Origin of the sequence: Kocuria sp. NPDC057446 (assembly GCF_042802875.1) — a bacterium.
Taxonomy (GTDB): Bacteria; Actinomycetota; Actinomycetes; order Actinomycetales; family Micrococcaceae; genus Kocuria.
The window spans coordinates 1-17142 of record NZ_JBHVDI010000077.1; the positions used below are offsets into that span (position 1 = coordinate 1).

The window sequence follows — 17142 nt, forward strand, 5'->3', positions numbered from 1 at the left end:
GTCATGGTCCCAGTCTTCCCCCGCCGGGACCCGAGGGGAAGACTGGGACCATGACCGACCTGCAGTGCCCCGCCACCGCCGTCCTCCTGGACGACGCCGCTCCCGCCCCGCCGTGGACGGCGCGCCTGCGGGTGGCCGCGCGGTTCACGGCCCGCGGCGCCGAGGACCTGGATGCGCTCGTGGAGGACTCCGCCGACCTGTTCCGCGGGGAGACCTTCGTGGTCGCCGCACCGGCCGGGGACATCGAGGCGGCCCTGCGCCGGCGGGGCGCGAGCGGGCGGGCGCCCGTCGTCGTCGAGGTCGACTCCTCGGGCTGGCGGTCCGTGCCCGTGCCCTGACCTCCGCTCCCGGCGGTCAGGGCACGGCGACGTCGCGGCCGCCCCGTTGTGCTGTCCGGCCCGGCCCCTAGTGTTTCCGCTGGTGGGTCCGCTCGGCCCGCCGGAACCGGGAATCCGAGGAGGACGTCGCACTCATGATGGGACCGAGCCATGCGGCCTGCGGGGCGGCCGCGTGGGTGGCGCTGACCGCCGACTACCAGCTGCACCTGCAGGACGTCACCGTCCCGATCGGCTGGGGCATCCTCGACGTCGGCGACACCGGCGTCCTCACCGGCGCGCTGGTCACCGCCGGGGCGGCCCTGCTCCCGGACCTCGACCACCCGGACGGGACCGTGGCCCGCTCCCTGCGCCCGCTGTCCACGTGGCTGGCCCGCGGGATCTGCCGGCTCTCCGGCGGGCACCGGCGCGGGACGCACTCCGTGCTGGGCGTGGCGGTGTTCACCGCCCTGGCGACCGCCGCGCAGAAGATCGGGATCCCGGTCGAGGGCCTCGGCTGGGTGTGGCCGCTGGCCGCGGTGATGTCCGTGCTCCTCATCGCCTTCGCCGTGCAGGTGCTGGCCTTCGTGCCGGACCGGGTCGCGAAGCTCAACTGGGTCGTGGGGATCGGCCTCGGCGTCGTCGTAGGGCTGCACCCGCCCGCCCACGAGTGGTGGTTCCCCGCGGCCGTGGCCACGGGGGTGGTCGCCCACCTTGCCGGGGACCTGGTGACCACGCGCGGGATCCACCTCCTCTATCCGCTGCGGATGCCGCTGCCGCTGCCGCGGTCGGTGTACCGGAACCGGTCCTTCCTCACGGTGCCGCTGATCGGCAACGCCGGCTCGGCCGCGGAGATCGCGCTGCTCGCCCCGATCACCCTGTTCGCCCTGACGGGTCTGTGGGGGGCCTTCGCCCTGAGCACCGGGCTCGTGGTCGCCTGAGCCGTCAGCTCTGCAGACCCTGCGCGGCGATCTTCTCGTCCTGGCGGGCGCGCTCCTTCCGGATGAGCTCCAGCGTCCGGACGAGCCGCGGCATGGTGATGATGACGAGCCCGCCGGCCATGTTCAGCGGGATGACCCAGAGGAACCACACGAACCAGTCCGTGTAGGGGATCGCCGCCCCCTGGTGCATGGCCCCGAAGATCACGATGGAGTTCAGGGCGCCGTGGAGCATGCCCAGCCCCACGACGAGCAGACCGCTGATCAGGGAGATGATCGCGGTGACGACGTCGTTGGTGGTCCCCTGGCTCATCCGGGTGCTCAGCGTGATGGTGCTGCCCGCGAGCACCGCCAGCGCGGCGGTCTCCAGCGTCAGACCGCCCTCCAGGTACCCCAGCGACGTCTCGACGAGGAGCTGCTCGAAGCGGGGGAAGGCCGCCGCGACCACCCACATGAACAGCCAGCCGCCGGCGAGGTTGGCCAGGAGGGTCACCGCCCACAGCCGGCACAGCTGCAGCCACGTGCCGTGCTTGGCGACCACCGCGTTGATGGGGACCAGGAAGTCCTCGGTGAACAGCTCCGAGTGCGCCAGCCGCAGGGCGAACAGCCCGATGCCGAAGGCCATGCCGGCGAGCAGGTCCGAGCCCGTGGCGTCCTTGACGGCCAGCATCGCCATGATGCCCAGGCCCACGTCGATGCCGCCGAACAGCCCGGTGATGATCAGCGCCCGCCACGTGCGGTTGAGCCGGTCCGCCCCCTCCATGACCGTGTTCTCGAACTCCTCGACGAGCTCGTCCTCGACCGGTTCGTCGCTGCGCCCCAGTTCCTTGCGCTTGTCCTCGGTCTGCTGGTGGTCGGGCTGCATCCGGACTCCCCTGCTCGGCGCGGGTCGGCCCCCGGGAGGAGGACCGGCCATCCTCCGTGCGGAGGGTGGGACCAGCGTACTGACCGCGTGCCGTGACCACGATTGGCCATCGGGGCCGATCGTGGGTAGGATTGTCGTCGTTGCCCACAGCGGTCCGCCGTTGTGTTCGACGAGCGCGAGTGGCGGAATAGGCAGACGCGCACGGTTCAGGTCCGTGTGCCCGAGAGGGCGTGGGGGTTCAACTCCCCCCTCGCGCACCACGCAGGCGAAGCGGGACATCCGACGGATGTCCCGCTTCGCCTTTGTCGTCCCCCGGTCACCGGCGACCCGAGGTCAGCCGCGGACCGGGATGGTCCCCGCGTAGTCCGTGCTGTAGCCGGTGACCGGTGCGTGCGGGATCTCGTCCCAGCGGTCGGGGTCCTCCTGCTGGACCTCCCCGGTGGCCAGGCCCAGCAGCAGCTCCTGCACGGCGAGCACGTTCTGCCGCACGCTCTTGCCGCGGGCCTTCTGGCCGAGGCTGCCGTCCGAGGTGTTGCCCGAGGTCTCGAAGAACACGACAGGGTGGGAGTGCCGTTCCGGGTTGAGCCCGTCGTGGTCCAGGCCGAGCATCATCGCCGAGACGACGCCGCCCTTGATGTCGATCTCGTAGCCGCCGCCGACCTGGTAGCGGTCCATGGTGATGGAGCCGTACTTCGACAGCTCGTCGTAGACGTGCACGTTCATCTGGCGGGTGAGCCGGTCGTAGGCCCCGTCCTGGATGCCGGGCAGGGTCGGGCCGCCGGGGGCGAGCGAGATGCCGAGGGAGAGGGTGACGTCGTCGCCGGTCCCGTGCTGCTGCTTCAGGCCCTGGTGGTGGATGTCGACGCCCCACGCGGGGTCCACGGTGGTCCAGTACTCGTAGAAGGCCCGGGACTCGTCCGCGGCGAAGCCGTTCTCCGTCCAGTCGCGGTTGAGGTCGATCCGCTGCGGCGTCCCGCCCCGCGGGGCGTCCGTCACGCGGTCCCACAGCACGGTGTGCCGGATGTTCGCCTCGGCGCCGTCCGGGTTGTACATCGGGATGACGTGGAAGGTGAACGTCGAGCGCAGCAGCTCGTACTCGGCCGAGCCGTTGGTGCCGAGGTCCTTGAGCAGGGTCAGCAGGGCGTCGGTGCCGTAGGGCTCGTTGCCGTGGATCCGGCCCTGCAGCCACACGTGCTCCGGCCCGGAGCCGACGGTCGCGACCCACAGGTCCCGGCCCTGCTCGGAGGTGCTCACCTCCATGCCGGCCTCGGCGAGGGTGAAGGCGTCCACCCCGTGGCGGCTGGTCCGCTCGAGCTTCTGCAGCTCCCGGACCACGTCGTCGTGGGTCAGGATGCTCGAGGTGCTGGTCCTCCCCTCGGTGGAGGGGAAGTTGGCGTCCGCGGCGGCGGGGGCCGCGGCGCCCAGGGGAAGGGCGACGGCGAGCGCGAGCGCCGCCGCGGTCCGGCGCCGCCGGCGCGGGCGGTCCGAGGAGCGGGGGGTCGCGGAACCGGGGTGCTGAGGGATCACGTGCTGGTCCTCCTGGGGGTGAGGGCTGGTGCCGGCGCGGCCGGGGGGGGTCGTCGCCGGGACGGGGATGCTCGTGATGCTAGTCACGATCGCGCACGCACGTCACCGGAGGCGCGCCATCGGTGGACGTACTGATCGGCAGCACGGTGCCCGGGGCACGGACCGTCCACGGGCGCCGTGCCGGACGGCGGCGTCCGCCGTGGAGCCCCGCGTGCCGCCGGGCGCAGTGGTCCGGGTCACATCCGGCGGGGAGGCGGCACCCGGCGTCGTCGTTCCCCGCGCCGGAGCCATAGACTGGGCCACTGTGAAAGCACTGCTCCTGGAGAACGTCCACCCCGAGGCCGAACGCATCCTGTCCGAGAAGGGCATCGAGGTCGAGACGCGCAAGGGCGCCCTCGACACCGGCGAGCTCGTGGAAGCCCTCGAGGGCGTCGAGCTGCTCGGCATCCGCTCGAAGACCCACGTGACCCGGGAGGTGTTCGAGGCCCACCCGCAGCTGCTGTCCGTGGGAGCCTTCTGCATCGGCACGAACCAGATCGACCTCACGGCCGCCACCGAGCACGCCGTGACGTGCTTCAACGCCCCGTACTCCAACACCCGGTCCGTGGTGGAGCTCGCGATCGCCGAGATCATCTCGATGGCCCGGCACCTCACCGACAAGAACAAGGCCATGCACGAGGGCGTGTGGGACAAGTCCGCCAAGGGCGCCCACGAGGTCCGCGGCCGCACCCTCGGCATCGTGGGCTACGGCAACATCGGCTCCCAGCTCTCGGTGCTCGCCGAGACCCTCGGCATGCGGGTCTACTACTACGACGTCGTCGACCGCCTGCCGCTCGGCAACGCCCAGCGCTGCGACACGCTGGAGGAGCTGCTGGAGCGCGTGGAGACCGTCTCGCTGCACGTGGACGGGCGCACGAGCAACAACAGCCTCTTCGGCCGGGAGCAGTTCGAGCGGATGCGCCCCCGGTCCCTCTTCCTCAACCTGTGCCGCGGCATGGTGGTGGACTACAACGCGCTGCGGGACGCCCTGGTCAGCGGGCACATCGCCGGCGCCTCCGTGGACGTCTTCCCCAACGAGCCCAAGGTGGTCGGGGACCCGTTCAGCTCGGTGCTCCAGGGCCTGCCCAACGTGATCCTCACCCCGCACATCGGCGGCTCCACGCAGGAGGCGCAGGTGGACATCGGGCGGTTCGTGGCCGGGAAGCTGTCCTCCTTCGTGACCTCGGGCTCCACGACCCTGTCGGTGAACATGCCGCAGGTCCAGCTGGACACCGCCGTCAACGGCACCCGCATCCTGCATCTGCACCGCAACGTCCCCGGCGTCCTGGCGACCGTCAACAGCGTCCTCGGCGGCCACGGCATCAACATCGACCGCCAGCAGCTGTCCACCCGCGGGGACACCGGCTACCTGGTCACGGACGCCGGCAACGGCGTGACCCGGGAGGTCATCGAGCAGATCCTGGGCCTGCCCGAGACCATCCGGCTCAGCACCATCAACTGACGCCCCGCCCCGCCCGCCTCCAGCGCCTGACGGAGGCAGGTGGCACAATGACCGCATGAGCGGCGTCCTGGAGCAGCCTGCCGTCCACGGCAGGAGCACCTACGGAGCGGTGGTGCTCGCCCTGGCACCGGCGGGGGCGGCGCCCGGGCCCGACGACGCCGCCCGCGCGGGCGAGGACGCCCCCGTCCCGATACGCCCCGGGCGCGGGGTCCTGCACCCCCGCCACGAGCCGGAGGCCGCCGAGCTCTTCGTCCGTCTGCGCGCCGAGGGCCTGCTCACGGCGCTGGTCACCAGCCACCCGGAGCCGACCGCGGGACCGCCGGCGGACATCGTGGTCGCGGCCGATCCGCCGCGCGGCGGCACCCCGGGACGGGACGGGCCGGACCGCCACCCGCCCGCCGCGTCCCTGCTGCTCGCCTCCCGCCGGCTGGGCGTGGAGCCCGAGCACATCGTGGTGGTCAGCGACAGCGACCGCCTGGTGCGGACCGCGGTGACCCACGGCTTCGGGCTCGTCGTGGGGCTCGACGGCGCCGGCCGGCGGGGCCGGCTGCTCGCCGCCGGGGCCCACCTCGTGGTGGACGATCTCGCCGACCTCGACATCCCCGTCGCCACGGCCCCCGGGGCTCCCGGCTGGGGCGGCGGCTGCGGCGGGGGCAGCCCGTGGAACCTGACCTACACCGACCTCGACCCGCCGCGCGAGGGGATGCGGGAGTCGCTGTGCGCCCTCGGCAACGGCTACATGGCCGTGCGCGGCGCCGCGTGCGAGTCCCGGGCCGACGGAACGCACTACCCCGGCACGTACCTCGCCGGCGTCTACAACCGGCTGCGCTCCGAGGCCGCCGGTCTCGTCCTCGAGCACGAGGACCTCGTGAACGCCCCCAACTGGCTGCTGGTGCAGTACCGCGTGCAGGACGGCTACTGGTTCGAGCCCGCCCCGGACAGCGTGCTGGAGCACCGGCAGGACCTCGACCTGCGCACCGGGGTGCTGACCCGGGCCCTGCGATTCCGGGACGAGGCCGGGCGCACCACCCGCGTCACCACCCGCCGGTTCGTCTCCCAGGACCAGCGCCACCTGGCGGGCCAGGAGACGGTCTTCGAGGCCGAGGACTGGAGCGGCACCCTGACCGTGCGCAGCCTGGTGGACGCCGACGTCCGCAACCGCAACGTCGCCGACGACGCCGCCCTGTCCGGCCGGCACCTCGGCGACGCCCGGCTGGAGGACCTGGGCCACGGCACCGCGCGGGTCGAGGTCGCCACGTCCGGGTCCGGCGTCCGGATCGCCGTGGCCGCCCGCACCCGGGTGCTCCGCAGCGGCACCGAGGACCGGCTGCTCTCCCGGGTCCCCTGCCGGCCGTCTCCCGGTGCGGTGGGCCACGAGCTGCGGCTGCGGATGGACCCGGGCCGGGCCGTGCGGGTCGAGAAGGTCGTGGCCCTCGTGACCTCGCAGGACCGGGCGATCTGCACGCCCGCGCTCGCCGCGACCACGCTGCTGGAGCGGGCGGGCGGTTTCGACGACCTGCTCTCCGCGCACGTCGTCGCGTGGCAGGCCCTGTGGTCGGCCTTCACCGTGGCCACCGACGCCGGGGGCCGGCAGGGCCTGGCCGTGAACCTCAACACCTTCCACGTCCTGCAGTCGGTGGCGGCCGCACACCCGGACCTGGACGCGGGCGTCCCGCCCCGCGGGCTGCACGGCGAGGGCTACCGCGGCCACGTGTTCTGGGACGAGATGTTCGTCTACCCGATGCTCACCCTCCGCCGCCCCGAGTGGACCCGGGCGCTGCTCGCCTACCGGTACCGGCGCCTGCCCGAGGCTCGGGCCGCGGCGCGCGCCGCCGGCCACGAGGGGGCCATGTTCCCGTGGCAGAGCGGCAGCGACGGCCGGGAGGAGACCCCGCGGACCCTGTTCAACCCGCGCACCGGCCGGTGGATCCCCGACCACTCCCGGCTGCAGCGCCACGTGGGGCTGGCGGTCGCCCACAGCGTCTGGCAGTACTACCAGAGCACGGGCGACACCCGCTTCCTGATCGAGCAGGGCGCCGAGCTCGTGGTGGAGATCGCCCGGTTCTTCTCCAGCCTGGCCGTGCACGACCCCGAGGACGACCGGTACGTGATCACCGGGGTGATGGGCCCGGACGAGTTCCACGACGGCGCCCCCGGCACGCCGGGCTCGGGGCTGCGCAACAACGCCTACACCAACGTCATGACGGCGTGGCTGCTCGCGCGGGCGGTCCAGATGGTCGAGCGCCTCGGCGAGGACTACGGCGGGCCCCTGTGGCGGCGCCTGCGCCTGCGCGAGGACGAGGTGGCCCGGTGGGAGCGGATCCGCACGCGGCTGCGCGTGCCGTTCCTGCCCGGCGGCGTCCTCGCCCAGTTCGAGGGCTACGAGGAGCTGCCGGAGTTCGCCTGGGAGGACTACCGGGCCCGCTACGGCCACATCGGCCGCCTCGACCTCATCCTCGACGCCGAGGGCCGGTCCACCAACGACTACCGGCTGGCCAAGCAGGCCGACGTCCTGATGCTGCTGTACCTGTTCTCCGCCGAGGAGCTGCGGGATCTGCTGGGGCAGATGGGCTACGACTTCCCGCCGGAGGCGGTGCGGGCCACCGTGGCCTTCTACGGCGAGCGCTCCTCGCACGGGTCCACGCTCTCCAACGTGGTGCACTCCTGGGTGGAGGCCCGCCGGGACCGCCGCAGCTCCTGGTCCTTCCTCACGCGGGCGCTCAACAGCGACCTCGTCGACGCCCAGGGCGACACCGTCCGCGAGGGGGTGCACCTGGGGGCCATGGCCGGTTCCGTGGACATCCTCACCCGCTGCTACACGGGCCTGGAGGTCCGGGACGACATGCTGTGGCTGCACCCGGCGATCCCGCCGGAGCTGCCGGAGGTGTCCTTCTCGATCAGCTACCGGGACCAGCCCATCCAGGTCCGGGTCACGCGCACCGGGCTGCGGCTCTACCTCGGCCCCGGACCCGCCGAGCCCGTGCGCGTGTGCGTCGACGGCGAGGTCCACGAGCTCACGGCCGGGCAGACCCGGCACTTCCCCGTGGCGGTGCCCGATGCCTGAGCCGTGCACCACCGGCCACGGGGCCGCGGTCCCCGTGCAGGACCCCACGAGTTCACCGGATGATCACCGGGGGTTCCCCCTCGGTGGCACCCTGGTCGGGCCGCCCGGTCCACCATGGGACGACGACGCCCCCGCACTCCCCCACCCTGGAGCAGTGATGTCACCAGACACCGTCCTTCTCGACCGTTCCACGACCCCCGGCGTCGCCGACCCGGCGGTGCCGCTCATCGGACCCGCCACGGGCCGGTCCCTGCACGTGATGAGCTACAACATCCGCTTCCACCACAGCGGCACGCGCACCGGGGACCCTGACCACTGGCCCGACCGCGCGCCCCGGCTGGCGCGGCTGCTGCAGCTCGAGCAGCCCACCCTGCTCGGGGTGCAGGAGGCCCTCCACCACCAGCTGCCGGCGGTGGAGCAGGCCCTGCCGGCCGGCTACCGGATGGTCGGCTACGGCCGCGCCGGGGGCAGCAAGGGCGAGTACTCCGCGATCTTCTACGACGCCCGGCGCCTGGAGCTGCTGGAGTGGGACCAGTTCTGGCTCTCCGACGCCCCGGAGCTCATCGGCTCCACCACGTGGGGCAACGACATCCCGCGCATCGTCGCCTGGGGCCGTTTCCTGGACCGCGGGACCGGCGCCGAGCTCGTGCTGGTCAACACCCACTTCGACCACGACTCCGAGGACGCCCGGGATCGCAGCGCGGAGGCCCTGGTCGATCTCGTGCACAGCTTCCACCCGCACACCCCCGTCGTGGTCACCGGGGACTTCAACGCGGTGGCGGGCGGCTCGGGGGCGTACGCGACGCTGATGGGCTCCGGGCTGCTCGCCGACAGCTGGACGGCCGCCGAGGAACGGCTCACCCCCGCGTGGGGCACGTTCCCGGACTACGGCGAGGCCGTGGAGGGCGAGGAGCGCATCGACTGGGTGCTCGCCGGCCCCGGGGTGCGGGTGCTCCGCGCCGCGATCAACACCGCCCGCTTCGCCGGGGGCCACCCGAGCGACCACGCCCCGGTGCAGGCGCTCGTGGCCCTGCGACACGGCTGAGCGCTGCGGCCCCGCGGAGCGCTACGGCCCTGCGGAGCGCTACGGCCCTGCGGGGCCGAGGGTGAGCGGGCGCCACGGGCGGGCGCCGTCGGCCTCTGCGCCCATCGATCCCACGGTGCGCGCCGTGCGCGCCAGGGACGCGGCGTCCTCCTCCGGGGAGCGGCAGACGTCCTCCGCCGGCAGCGCGCACCACCGGATCGGGTCCAGGGTGAGGATGTGCGGGGTCCACACCGGGTCCTCCGCGACCCACTGCCCGTCCTCGCGCGCGAAGGACATGCTGACCGTCAGGCCCTCGTTGTTGACCGGCACCCGGGTGGCGTGCTCCGAGAGGCTGTTGCCCAGCCCGTGCACGATCCAGGTGTCCCCGTGCTTCTCGATCGGCAGCACCGAGTGCGTGTGGTGGCCGTAGACGAAGTCGAACTCCCCGCTGTCGGCCAGCGCGTGCGTGACCTCGAGCTGCTGCCGGTCGGGCGCCGAGGAGTACTCCTCCCCCGCGTGCACCGCGGCCAGCACGATCTCCGCCCCCGCCGCCCGGGCCGCGCGCGCCTTGCGGACCATCTCCGGCACGTCCAGCAGGTCCACGCGCCACGCGGCGTCCGGGACGTTGCCGTTGAGCCCGTAGGTCCCCGTCACCAGCCCCACGCGCACGCCGTCCGCCTCCAGGACCAGGGGCTCCCTGGCGTCCTCCGCCGTGCGGTAGGTGCCCGTGGTGGCGATCCCGGCGTCCGCCAGGACGTCGAGGGTCCGCTCGAGGCCCTCCGGCCCGGCGTCCACGGCGTGGTTCGTGGCCGTGGTGCACGCGTCGTAGCCGATGCCCGCCAGCGCCGGGACGATCTGCGGCGGCACCTCGAACGAGGGGTATCCGGAGAAGGGACCCTCGGGTGCGGCGAGCGGGGTCTCCATGTCGCAGATCGCGAGGTCCGCGTCCTCCGTGAACGGGCGCAGCCCCTCCACGAGCGGGCCGAAGTCCAGCTCCCCGTCCCCGTCGGCCTCGGCCTGCGCCCACAGCCCCGGGTGGAGCAGGACGTCGCCGGTGACCACGACCTCCAGCCGGTCCGCAGCGGGGTCCGGCGTCGGGGAGGCCGACGCCGCGAGCCCCGAGGGAGAGGGGTCCGCCGACGGGGCCGACGCCGCCCCGGCCCTGTCGGCGGTCCCCTGCGGCGCGGACGGCTCCGCGGCGCAGCCGGCGAGGACCGTCGCGGCGGCCAGCAGGACCGAGGCCAGGCCCGCCGCGGGGCCGTGGCGCGCCGGCGGGGGAACACGGGGAGAGGTCATGGACCGAGGGTAGGCCACCCTGGGAGGGGCCGCCCACCCGCGGCCGGTCAGGACAGGACCGTCGACCAGAGCTTCTCGTCCTCGGGCCGGTGCGGGACCGCGGTGCTGGGCACCACCTCGGCCGGCGCCGGGTGGGCCGTGCCCTTCAGCGCGAGCATCTCCTCCAGGTCGTCCAGCGGAGTGGGCGAGTTGTCGGCGCGCAGGTCCACGTCGAGCAGCACGGGGTACTGGAAGCCCGCGAGCGTGTCGGCCACGAGCACCGCGGCGCTCTGCTGCCCCCGGCTGTCCCCGCCCGCGTCCTGGCCCGCCCGCAGGCAGGCCAGGAGCGCCCGCGCCATCCCGGTGCTGGTCGGCCCGGGCCCCGCGAGCGCCTCGTCCATCGCCGCGCGCATCGCCTCGACGACCTCGGGGCCGGCCAGGTAGTTGCCGATGACCACGAAGTCTGCCCCGGCCACGCCCCCGGCCCAGGGCGTGCACAGGCTGCCGGTGAGGTGCGCCCCCGGTCCCGCCACGGGCAGGACCGCCACCTGGCGCAGCGCCAGGTCGGGGTCGGCGTCGGTGAGTCCCGCGATCGCCTCCTCGGCCGTGCCCCCGTGGTGCAGGGTGCGGAGCATCTCGAAGCGCAGCCGCCGGTTCGTCCACGCCTGGGAGGCCACGACCCCGGCGGTGGGCACGAGCGCCGGCACGGCGTTGCCCACGGCGAGCGAGCAGCTCGCGGTGGCGGCCCCGAGCAGACGGGAGTCCGTGCTCCGGGCGATCACGGTGTAGGTCACGAGCACCTCCTGGCCGTCACGTCCGTGCCGGCCGGTTTGTTGTCGATGGCTGTCCCCGCGCCGACCGGGGAGGACGTCCCCCGGCCCGGCACGCCGGGGCGGGGTGTGGTGGCGGGCCGCCCCGGGTGCATAGGGTGGGACGACACCCACGACCGGGTGCGCACCGGCAGGGCGGCCGAAGAGGGCACCTGCCGGATCCACCCGGGCGGACGGCTCATTCCTACCACCGGGAGGCCTCGGATGGCACGCGGAGCTCGGATCGTCGCCCTGGGGAGCGCCGTGTGCCTCGCCCTGGGCGCCTGCTCGGCGGGCGAGGGCGTGGACCTGGCCGGGGCGGGGGACGTGGACACCGACGACTACCTCAGGGTGGCCATCGCCGGGGAGCCCGACCAGCTCGACCCCCACAACACGAGCGCGTACTTCTCCTTCCAGATCCTCGAGAACGTCTACGACACCCTGGTGGAGCCCGACGAGAACCTCGAGATGCAGCCCGCCCTCGCCGAGTCCTGGGAGGTCAGCGAGGACCAGCTCTCCTGGACGTTCCGCCTGCGGGAGGGCGTCACGTTCCACGACGGCACCGCGTTCACGGCCGAGGACGTCGTGTACTCCTACGACCGGATCGTCGACGAGCAGCTGGCCAACGCCTACCGTCTGTCCGCCGTCGAGGACGTCGTGGCGGTCGACGAGCACACCGTGCGCATCGACGTGTCCCAGCCGACCCCCGCGCTGCTCGCCGCGATCGGCGGGTACAAGGGCATGGCCATCGTCGAGCGGCAGAACGTGGAGAGCGGGGACGTCCAGCTCGACCCGGTGGGCACCGGTCCGTTCGAGGTGGTGGGCAACTCCGCGAGCACGGCCGTGACCCTGCGGGCCAACGAGGACTACTGGGGCGAGGGCCCCCACGTCCCGGGGGTCGTCTACCGGTTCATCTCGGAGGGCACCACCGCGCTCGCGGACCTCACGGCCGGCGAGGTGCACTGGACGGACTCCATCCCGCCGCAGCGGGTGAACTCGCTGCGGCAGAACCCCGACGTCGAGGTCGCGAGCGTCCCCTCCACGGACTACTGGTACGTGACCATGAACCAGGCGCGGCCGCCCTTCGACTCCCTCGACGCGCGCCTCGCCGTGGCACAGGCCGTCGACCGGGAGGCGATCGCCCAGGTCACCTGGTACGGCAACGCCACCGTGAACCAGACCGCCGTTCCCGAGACGTCCGTCTGGCACCACGAGTACGCGCCCTTCGAGCAGGACCCGGAGCGCGCCCGCGAGCTCGCGGAGAGCTCCGGGCTGACCGGGGAGACCGTGGAGCTCATGGTCACCAACGAGTTCCCGGAGACGGTCACGGCGGCCCAGGTCATCGCCGCCAACCTCTCGGAGATCGGGGTCGCCACCGACATCCGGACCCTGGACTTCGCGACCTGGCTCGACGAACAGGCCCAGGGGAACTTCGACATGCTGCTCCTGGGCTGGCTCGGCAACGTGGACGTCAACGACTACTACTACAACCAGCACCACTCCGAGGGCTCGAACAACGCCCAGGGCTACAGCAGCCCCGAGGTCGACCGGCTCCTGGACGCGGGGCGCACCGAGACCGACCAGGACGCCCGCAAGGAGCTCTACGGCCGGGCGGCGGAGCGGATCGTGGACGACGCCAGCTACGTCTACCTGTACAACCCCGACGTGGTCCAGGCGTGGACGCCGGACCTGCAGGGCTACGAGGCCCGCCCGGACCGCGCCGTCCGGTTCAAGGACGTCCGGCTCGAGGAGGACACCGAATGAGCAGCCCGCTCCTGAGATTTCTCGTCAAGCGCCTGCTGCACACCGTGGTGGTGCTCTTCGGCGTGCTGGTCGTGGTCTTCGCCCTCCTCCAGCTCGTCCCCGGGGACCCCGTGCGGGTGGCCCTCGGCACCCGCTTCACCCAGGAGTCCTACGACGCCCTGCGGGAGGCCTCCGGACTGGACCGGCCCCTGCTCGTGCAGTTCTTCGCCTACATCGGCAACGCCCTCACCGGGAACCTCGGGGTGAGCTTCCGCAGCGGCGAGCCGGTGACCCTCATCCTGCTGGACCGGCTGCCGGCCACCGTGTCCCTCGGTCTCGCCGGGATCACGGTCGCGCTGCTCATCGCGTTCCCGCTCGGCACCTGGGCCGCCCTGCGCCGCGGATCGGCGGCCGACGGCGGGATCCGGGCCGTGAGCCAGTTCGGCGTCTCGATCCCCGACTTCTGGCTCGGGCTGCTCCTGATCATCGTCTTCTCGACGATGCTGGGGCTGCTGCCGCCGTCCGGGTACGTGCCCTTCACGGAGGACCCGTGGGGCTGGCTCCAGCGCGTGGTCCTGCCCGGCCTGGCCGTGGGCGTGGTCTCCGGGTCCATCCTGACCCGCTACGTGCGCTCCGCGGTGCTCGACGTCGCAGGCTCCAACTACGTGCGCACCGCCCGGTCCAAGGGCCTGCCCCGCCGCACGGTGGTCGGCCGGCACGTGATGCGCAACGCGCTCGTGCCGATCCTCACGGTGGCCGGCGTCCAGGCCGCCACGATGCTCGGCGGTCTCATCGTCATCGAGGTCGTCTTCGCGTGGCCGGGGCTGGGCCGGCTGGTCTTCGACGCCGTCGCGGCCCGCGACTACCCCGTGGTCCAGGGGACCGTGCTGCTGATCGCCCTCATCTTCCTGCTGATCAACCTGCTGGTGGACATCCTGTACGCCGTCGTCGACCCGAGGATCCGTGTGTCATGAGCAGCTCCGAGACGCCCTCGCCCGACCGCCGCGCCCCGGACGCCGGGGACGGCCGCACCGGGCCCGCCGAGCCGGCGGAGACGCCGGAGGAGGTCAGCCGCACCGGCACGCTGCGGATGCTGGTCTCGAACAAGGTCACGGCCGCGGGTCTGGTCATCCTCGTCCTCGTGGTCCTGCTCGCCGTGCTCGGCCGCTGGATCGCCCCCTACGGGGCGAACGACATCGACGTGGTCAACGCCCTGCAGCCGCCCTCGGGCGCGCACCTGTTCGGCACCGACGAGCTGGGCCGGGACGTGTTCTCCCGCGTGGTGCTCTCCGCCCGGATCTCCCTGACCGTGGGACTCGTGGCCGTGGGCATCGCCCTGGTGGTCGGCGTGGCCCTCGGGCTCGTGGCCGGCTTCTTCGGCGGCTGGCTCGACACGGTCATCATGCGCAGCGCCGACGTGCTCTTCGCGTTCCCCATCCTGTTGCTGGCCATGGCCATCGTGGCCGTCCTGGGTCCCGGGCTGACCACGGCGATGATCGCGATCGGGGTGGTCTACACCCCCATCTTCGCCCGCGTCACGCGGGCCTCCACGCTCGCCGTGCGCGAGGAGCTCTACGTCAAGGCCTCCCAGTCCGTCGGGGCCTCCGACGGGCTCATCCTGCGCCGCCACGTGCTGCCGAACATCATGGGGCCCATCACCGTCCAGACCTCCCTCTCGCTGGCCTTCGCGATCCTCTCCGAGGCCGCGCTGTCCTTCCTCGGACTGGGCGTCCAGCCCCCGGAGCCCTCGTGGGGACGGATGCTCTACGACGCCCAGGCCTTCATCTACGACGCCTGGTGGATGAGCGTGTTCCCGGGCCTGGCCATCTTCTGCACCGTGCTGGCGTTCAACCTGGTGGGCGACGGCATGCGCGACGTCCTCGACCCCCGGCAGCGGACCGCCGACGAGATCCGGAGGAGCGCCTGATGCGCACGCCCCATCCCCGCCGCACCGCCGTCCCGGCGTCCCCCGACCGGGACGTGCTGCTCGACGTGCAGGAGCTCACGGTCCGGATCGGTCCCGCGGAGATCGTCAACGGCGTGTCCTTCTCCGTCCCCCGGGGCGGGACCCTGGGCATCGTGGGCGAGTCCGGCTCCGGCAAGTCCATGACGGTGCTCGCGGCCACCGGCCTGATCGACTCCCCGCCCGCCCGGGTGGGCGGGCGGTCCCTGCTGGACGGGCAGGACATCGTGACGATGGATCCCCGCCGGCTGCGCGGCGTCCACGGCAGGCGGGTGGGCTTCATCTTCCAGGACCCCTCCACGTCCCTGAACCCGGTGCTGACCGTCGAGCAGCAGCTCACGGAGGCACCGCGCTTCCACCTCGGCCTCACCCGCCGCGACGCCCGGCGCCGGGCGCTCGAGCTGCTCGAGGCGGTCGGCATCCCCGACCCGCCGTCCCGCCTGACCTCCTACCCGCACCAGCTCTCGGGCGGGATGAAGCAGCGGGTGATGATCGCCGTGGCCCTGGCCTGCGACCCCGAGCTGCTCGTGGCGGACGAGCCCACCACCGCGCTCGACGTCACGACCCAGGCCCAGATCCTCGAGCGGGTCAAGGAGCTGCAGGAGTCCCGCGGCATGAGCGTGATCTGGATCAGCCACGACCTCGGCGTGGTCTCGGGGATCGCGGACCGGGTGGCCGTGCTCTACGGCGGGCAGATCGTGGAGTCGGCGCCCCTCGGGGAGCTCTTCACCGACCCCCGTCACCCCTACACCCGGGGCCTCATGGACTCCCGGCCGCAGACGGCCCACGGCAAGGGCGAGCTCGCGGTGATCCCCGGCAGCCCGCCGGACCCGAAGCACCTGCCCCCGGGCTGCCTGTTCTGGGACCGCTGCCCCGTCCGCGGGGACCCCCGCTGCGAGACCGAGCGCCCGCCGGAGACCCGGGTGGGACCGGACCACGTGGTCCGCACGTTCTACGGCGGGACGGCGGACGGCACCGACCGGCGAGGAGGCCCCCGATGACCGACGACGACCGGCCGCTGCTCAGCGTGCGGGACCTGCAGGTCCGCTTCCGCGTCACCACCGACCGCGGCAAGGGCGTGGTGCAGGCGGTGGCCGGGGTCGACTTCGACATCCACCGGGGGCAGACGGTGTCCCTGGTCGGCGAGTCCGGCTCCGGCAAGTCCACGGTGGCCAACGCGCTGATGCACCTGGTGGAGCCCAGCGCGGGCACCGTCCTGCTCGACGGCGAGGACATCACCTCGGTGCGGGGCCGGGAGCTCAAGGCCCTGCGCCGGCGGATCGCCATGGTGTTCCAGGACCCGTTCGCGTCCCTGGACCCCCGCCAGCACGTCGCCCGCGCCGTGGCGGAGCCGCTCGAGGTGCACGGTCTCGGCGGGGACAAGGACGGGCGCCGCCGCCGGGTGGCGGAGCTGTTCGAGCTCGTGGGCCTCTCCCGCCGCTTCCTGGACCGGTACCCCCACGAGCTCTCGGGCGGGCAGCGCCAGCGCGTGTCCATCGCCCGGGCGCTCGCCGGCGAACCGGACCTCGTCATCCTCGACGAGGCGACCGCCTCCCTGGACGTCTCCGTCCAGGCGCAGATCATGAACCTGCTCAACCGGCTGCAGGACGAGCTGGGGCTCACCTACCTGTTCATCGCCCACGACCTGGCCGTCGTGGAGCACATGAGCGACCACGTCCTGGTGATGTACCTGGGGCGGCTCATGGAGGACGGGGGCGTGCGCGACGTCTTCGACGCCCCGGCCCACCCGTACACCAGGGCGCTGATGGCCTCCGCGCCGTCCGCCGACCCCGTGGCGGAGCGCCGACGCCGGACCGCCCCGCTCGAGGGCGAGGTGCCGTCCCCCCTCGATCCGCCGTCCGGGTGCGTGTTCCGGACACGCTGCCCGTGGGCGGCCGACGAGTGCGCCCGGACGGTGCCCGAGCCCGTCCCGCCGCCGGGCGCCCCGGGGACCCCGTCCGCCGGCCCGCGGCGTGCCGGCCGGGCGCACGTCGCCGCCTGCATCCGGCTGCCGGAGGTGCAGGCGTCCACGCGCGGGGTTCCGCGGCCGGAGGACTCCGCCGGGCCCGCCGGGCCTGCGGGCCCGGCGGGCGCGTCCGCGGGCGGCCCGTCCCCGTCC

The 17142-nt window shown here is 73.4% G+C and carries 14 protein-coding genes and 1 tRNA gene; 11 read left to right on the forward strand and 4 right to left on the reverse strand.

Features of this window, described 5'->3' with window-relative positions; all coding sequences use genetic code 11:
- Nucleotides 1–50: 50 nt before the first annotated feature.
- Nucleotides 51–338 carry a hypothetical protein gene (locus tag ACFU0Y_RS10720; protein WP_380214480.1) on the forward strand — a complete coding sequence of 96 codons (288 nt, stop codon included), beginning with the start codon at nucleotides 51–53 and terminating at the stop codon, nucleotides 336–338.
- 134 nt (nucleotides 339–472) lie between these two features.
- Nucleotides 473–1255 carry a metal-dependent hydrolase gene (locus ACFU0Y_RS10725; protein WP_380214481.1) on the forward strand — a complete coding sequence of 261 codons (783 nt, stop codon included), beginning with the start codon at nucleotides 473–475 and terminating at the stop codon, nucleotides 1253–1255.
- A 4-nt stretch (nucleotides 1256–1259) separates the two neighbouring features.
- On the opposite strand, the gene ACFU0Y_RS10730 is transcribed toward ACFU0Y_RS10725, so the two are convergent.
- Complete coding sequence (locus ACFU0Y_RS10730) at nucleotides 1260–2117, reverse strand: formate/nitrite transporter family protein (protein WP_380214482.1); 858 nt, start codon at nucleotides 2115–2117, stop codon at nucleotides 1260–1262.
- Nucleotides 2118–2290: 173 nt separating this feature from the next.
- Here ACFU0Y_RS10730 and ACFU0Y_RS10735 point away from each other — a divergent pair.
- Nucleotides 2291–2377 (forward strand) — tRNA-Leu (locus ACFU0Y_RS10735).
- A gap of 73 nt (nucleotides 2378–2450) precedes the next feature.
- Here ACFU0Y_RS10735 and ACFU0Y_RS10740 read toward each other — a convergent pair.
- Complete coding sequence (locus ACFU0Y_RS10740) at nucleotides 2451–3644, reverse strand: M14 family zinc carboxypeptidase (protein WP_380214483.1); 1194 nt, start codon at nucleotides 3642–3644, stop codon at nucleotides 2451–2453.
- Between the two features lie 304 nt (nucleotides 3645–3948).
- On the opposite strand from ACFU0Y_RS10740, the gene serA reads away from it, so the two are divergent.
- From serA to ACFU0Y_RS10755, 3 genes are all read left to right on the forward strand, one after another.
- Nucleotides 3949–5145: a phosphoglycerate dehydrogenase gene (gene serA, locus ACFU0Y_RS10745; protein ID WP_380214484.1), complete on the forward strand. Its 1197-nt coding sequence runs from the start codon at nucleotides 3949–3951 to the stop codon at nucleotides 5143–5145.
- Between the two features lie 55 nt (nucleotides 5146–5200).
- On the forward strand, nucleotides 5201–8209 hold the full coding sequence (locus ACFU0Y_RS10750; RefSeq protein ID WP_380214485.1) for a glycosyl hydrolase family 65 protein: 3009 nt from the start codon (nucleotides 5201–5203) through the stop codon (nucleotides 8207–8209).
- Between the two features lie 157 nt (nucleotides 8210–8366).
- Nucleotides 8367–9254 carry an endonuclease/exonuclease/phosphatase family protein gene (locus ACFU0Y_RS10755; RefSeq protein WP_380214487.1) on the forward strand — a complete coding sequence of 296 codons (888 nt, stop codon included), beginning with the start codon at nucleotides 8367–8369 and terminating at the stop codon, nucleotides 9252–9254.
- 39 nt (nucleotides 9255–9293) lie between these two features.
- Here ACFU0Y_RS10755 and ACFU0Y_RS10760 read toward each other — a convergent pair whose 3' ends face one another.
- A complete protein-coding gene (locus ACFU0Y_RS10760; RefSeq protein WP_380214488.1) occupies nucleotides 9294–10529 on the reverse strand; it encodes a CapA family protein in 1236 nt (411 codons plus the stop codon).
- 47 nt (nucleotides 10530–10576) lie between these two features.
- Nucleotides 10577–11302, reverse strand: coding sequence for a DUF1028 domain-containing protein (locus tag ACFU0Y_RS10765; protein WP_380214489.1), 726 nt, complete (start codon nucleotides 11300–11302; stop codon nucleotides 10577–10579).
- 240 nt (nucleotides 11303–11542) lie between these two features.
- Between ACFU0Y_RS10765 and ACFU0Y_RS10770 the strand changes: the two genes are divergently transcribed.
- The 5 genes from ACFU0Y_RS10770 to ACFU0Y_RS10790 form a co-directional block, all read left to right on the forward strand.
- Entirely contained in the window at nucleotides 11543–13081 is a 1539-nt protein-coding gene (locus tag ACFU0Y_RS10770; protein ID WP_380214490.1) for an ABC transporter substrate-binding protein, read from the forward strand.
- Entirely contained in the window at nucleotides 13078–14034 is a 957-nt protein-coding gene (locus tag ACFU0Y_RS10775) for an ABC transporter permease (RefSeq protein ID WP_380214491.1), read from the forward strand. The genes ACFU0Y_RS10770 and ACFU0Y_RS10775 overlap by 4 nt, the downstream gene beginning before the upstream one ends.
- Nucleotides 14031–14987 carry an ABC transporter permease gene (locus ACFU0Y_RS10780; protein ID WP_380214492.1) on the forward strand — a complete coding sequence of 319 codons (957 nt, stop codon included), beginning with the start codon at nucleotides 14031–14033 and terminating at the stop codon, nucleotides 14985–14987. The genes ACFU0Y_RS10775 and ACFU0Y_RS10780 overlap by 4 nt, the downstream gene beginning before the upstream one ends.
- Nucleotides 14987–16024, forward strand: a complete 1038-nt coding sequence (locus ACFU0Y_RS10785; protein WP_380214493.1) for an ABC transporter ATP-binding protein — start codon at nucleotides 14987–14989, stop codon at nucleotides 16022–16024. Before ACFU0Y_RS10780 ends, ACFU0Y_RS10785 begins: the two co-directional genes overlap by 1 nt.
- The coding region (locus ACFU0Y_RS10790; RefSeq protein WP_380214494.1) for an ABC transporter ATP-binding protein at nucleotides 16021–17142 on the forward strand (1122 nt) is incomplete at its 3' end. The genes ACFU0Y_RS10785 and ACFU0Y_RS10790, both read left to right, overlap by 4 nt.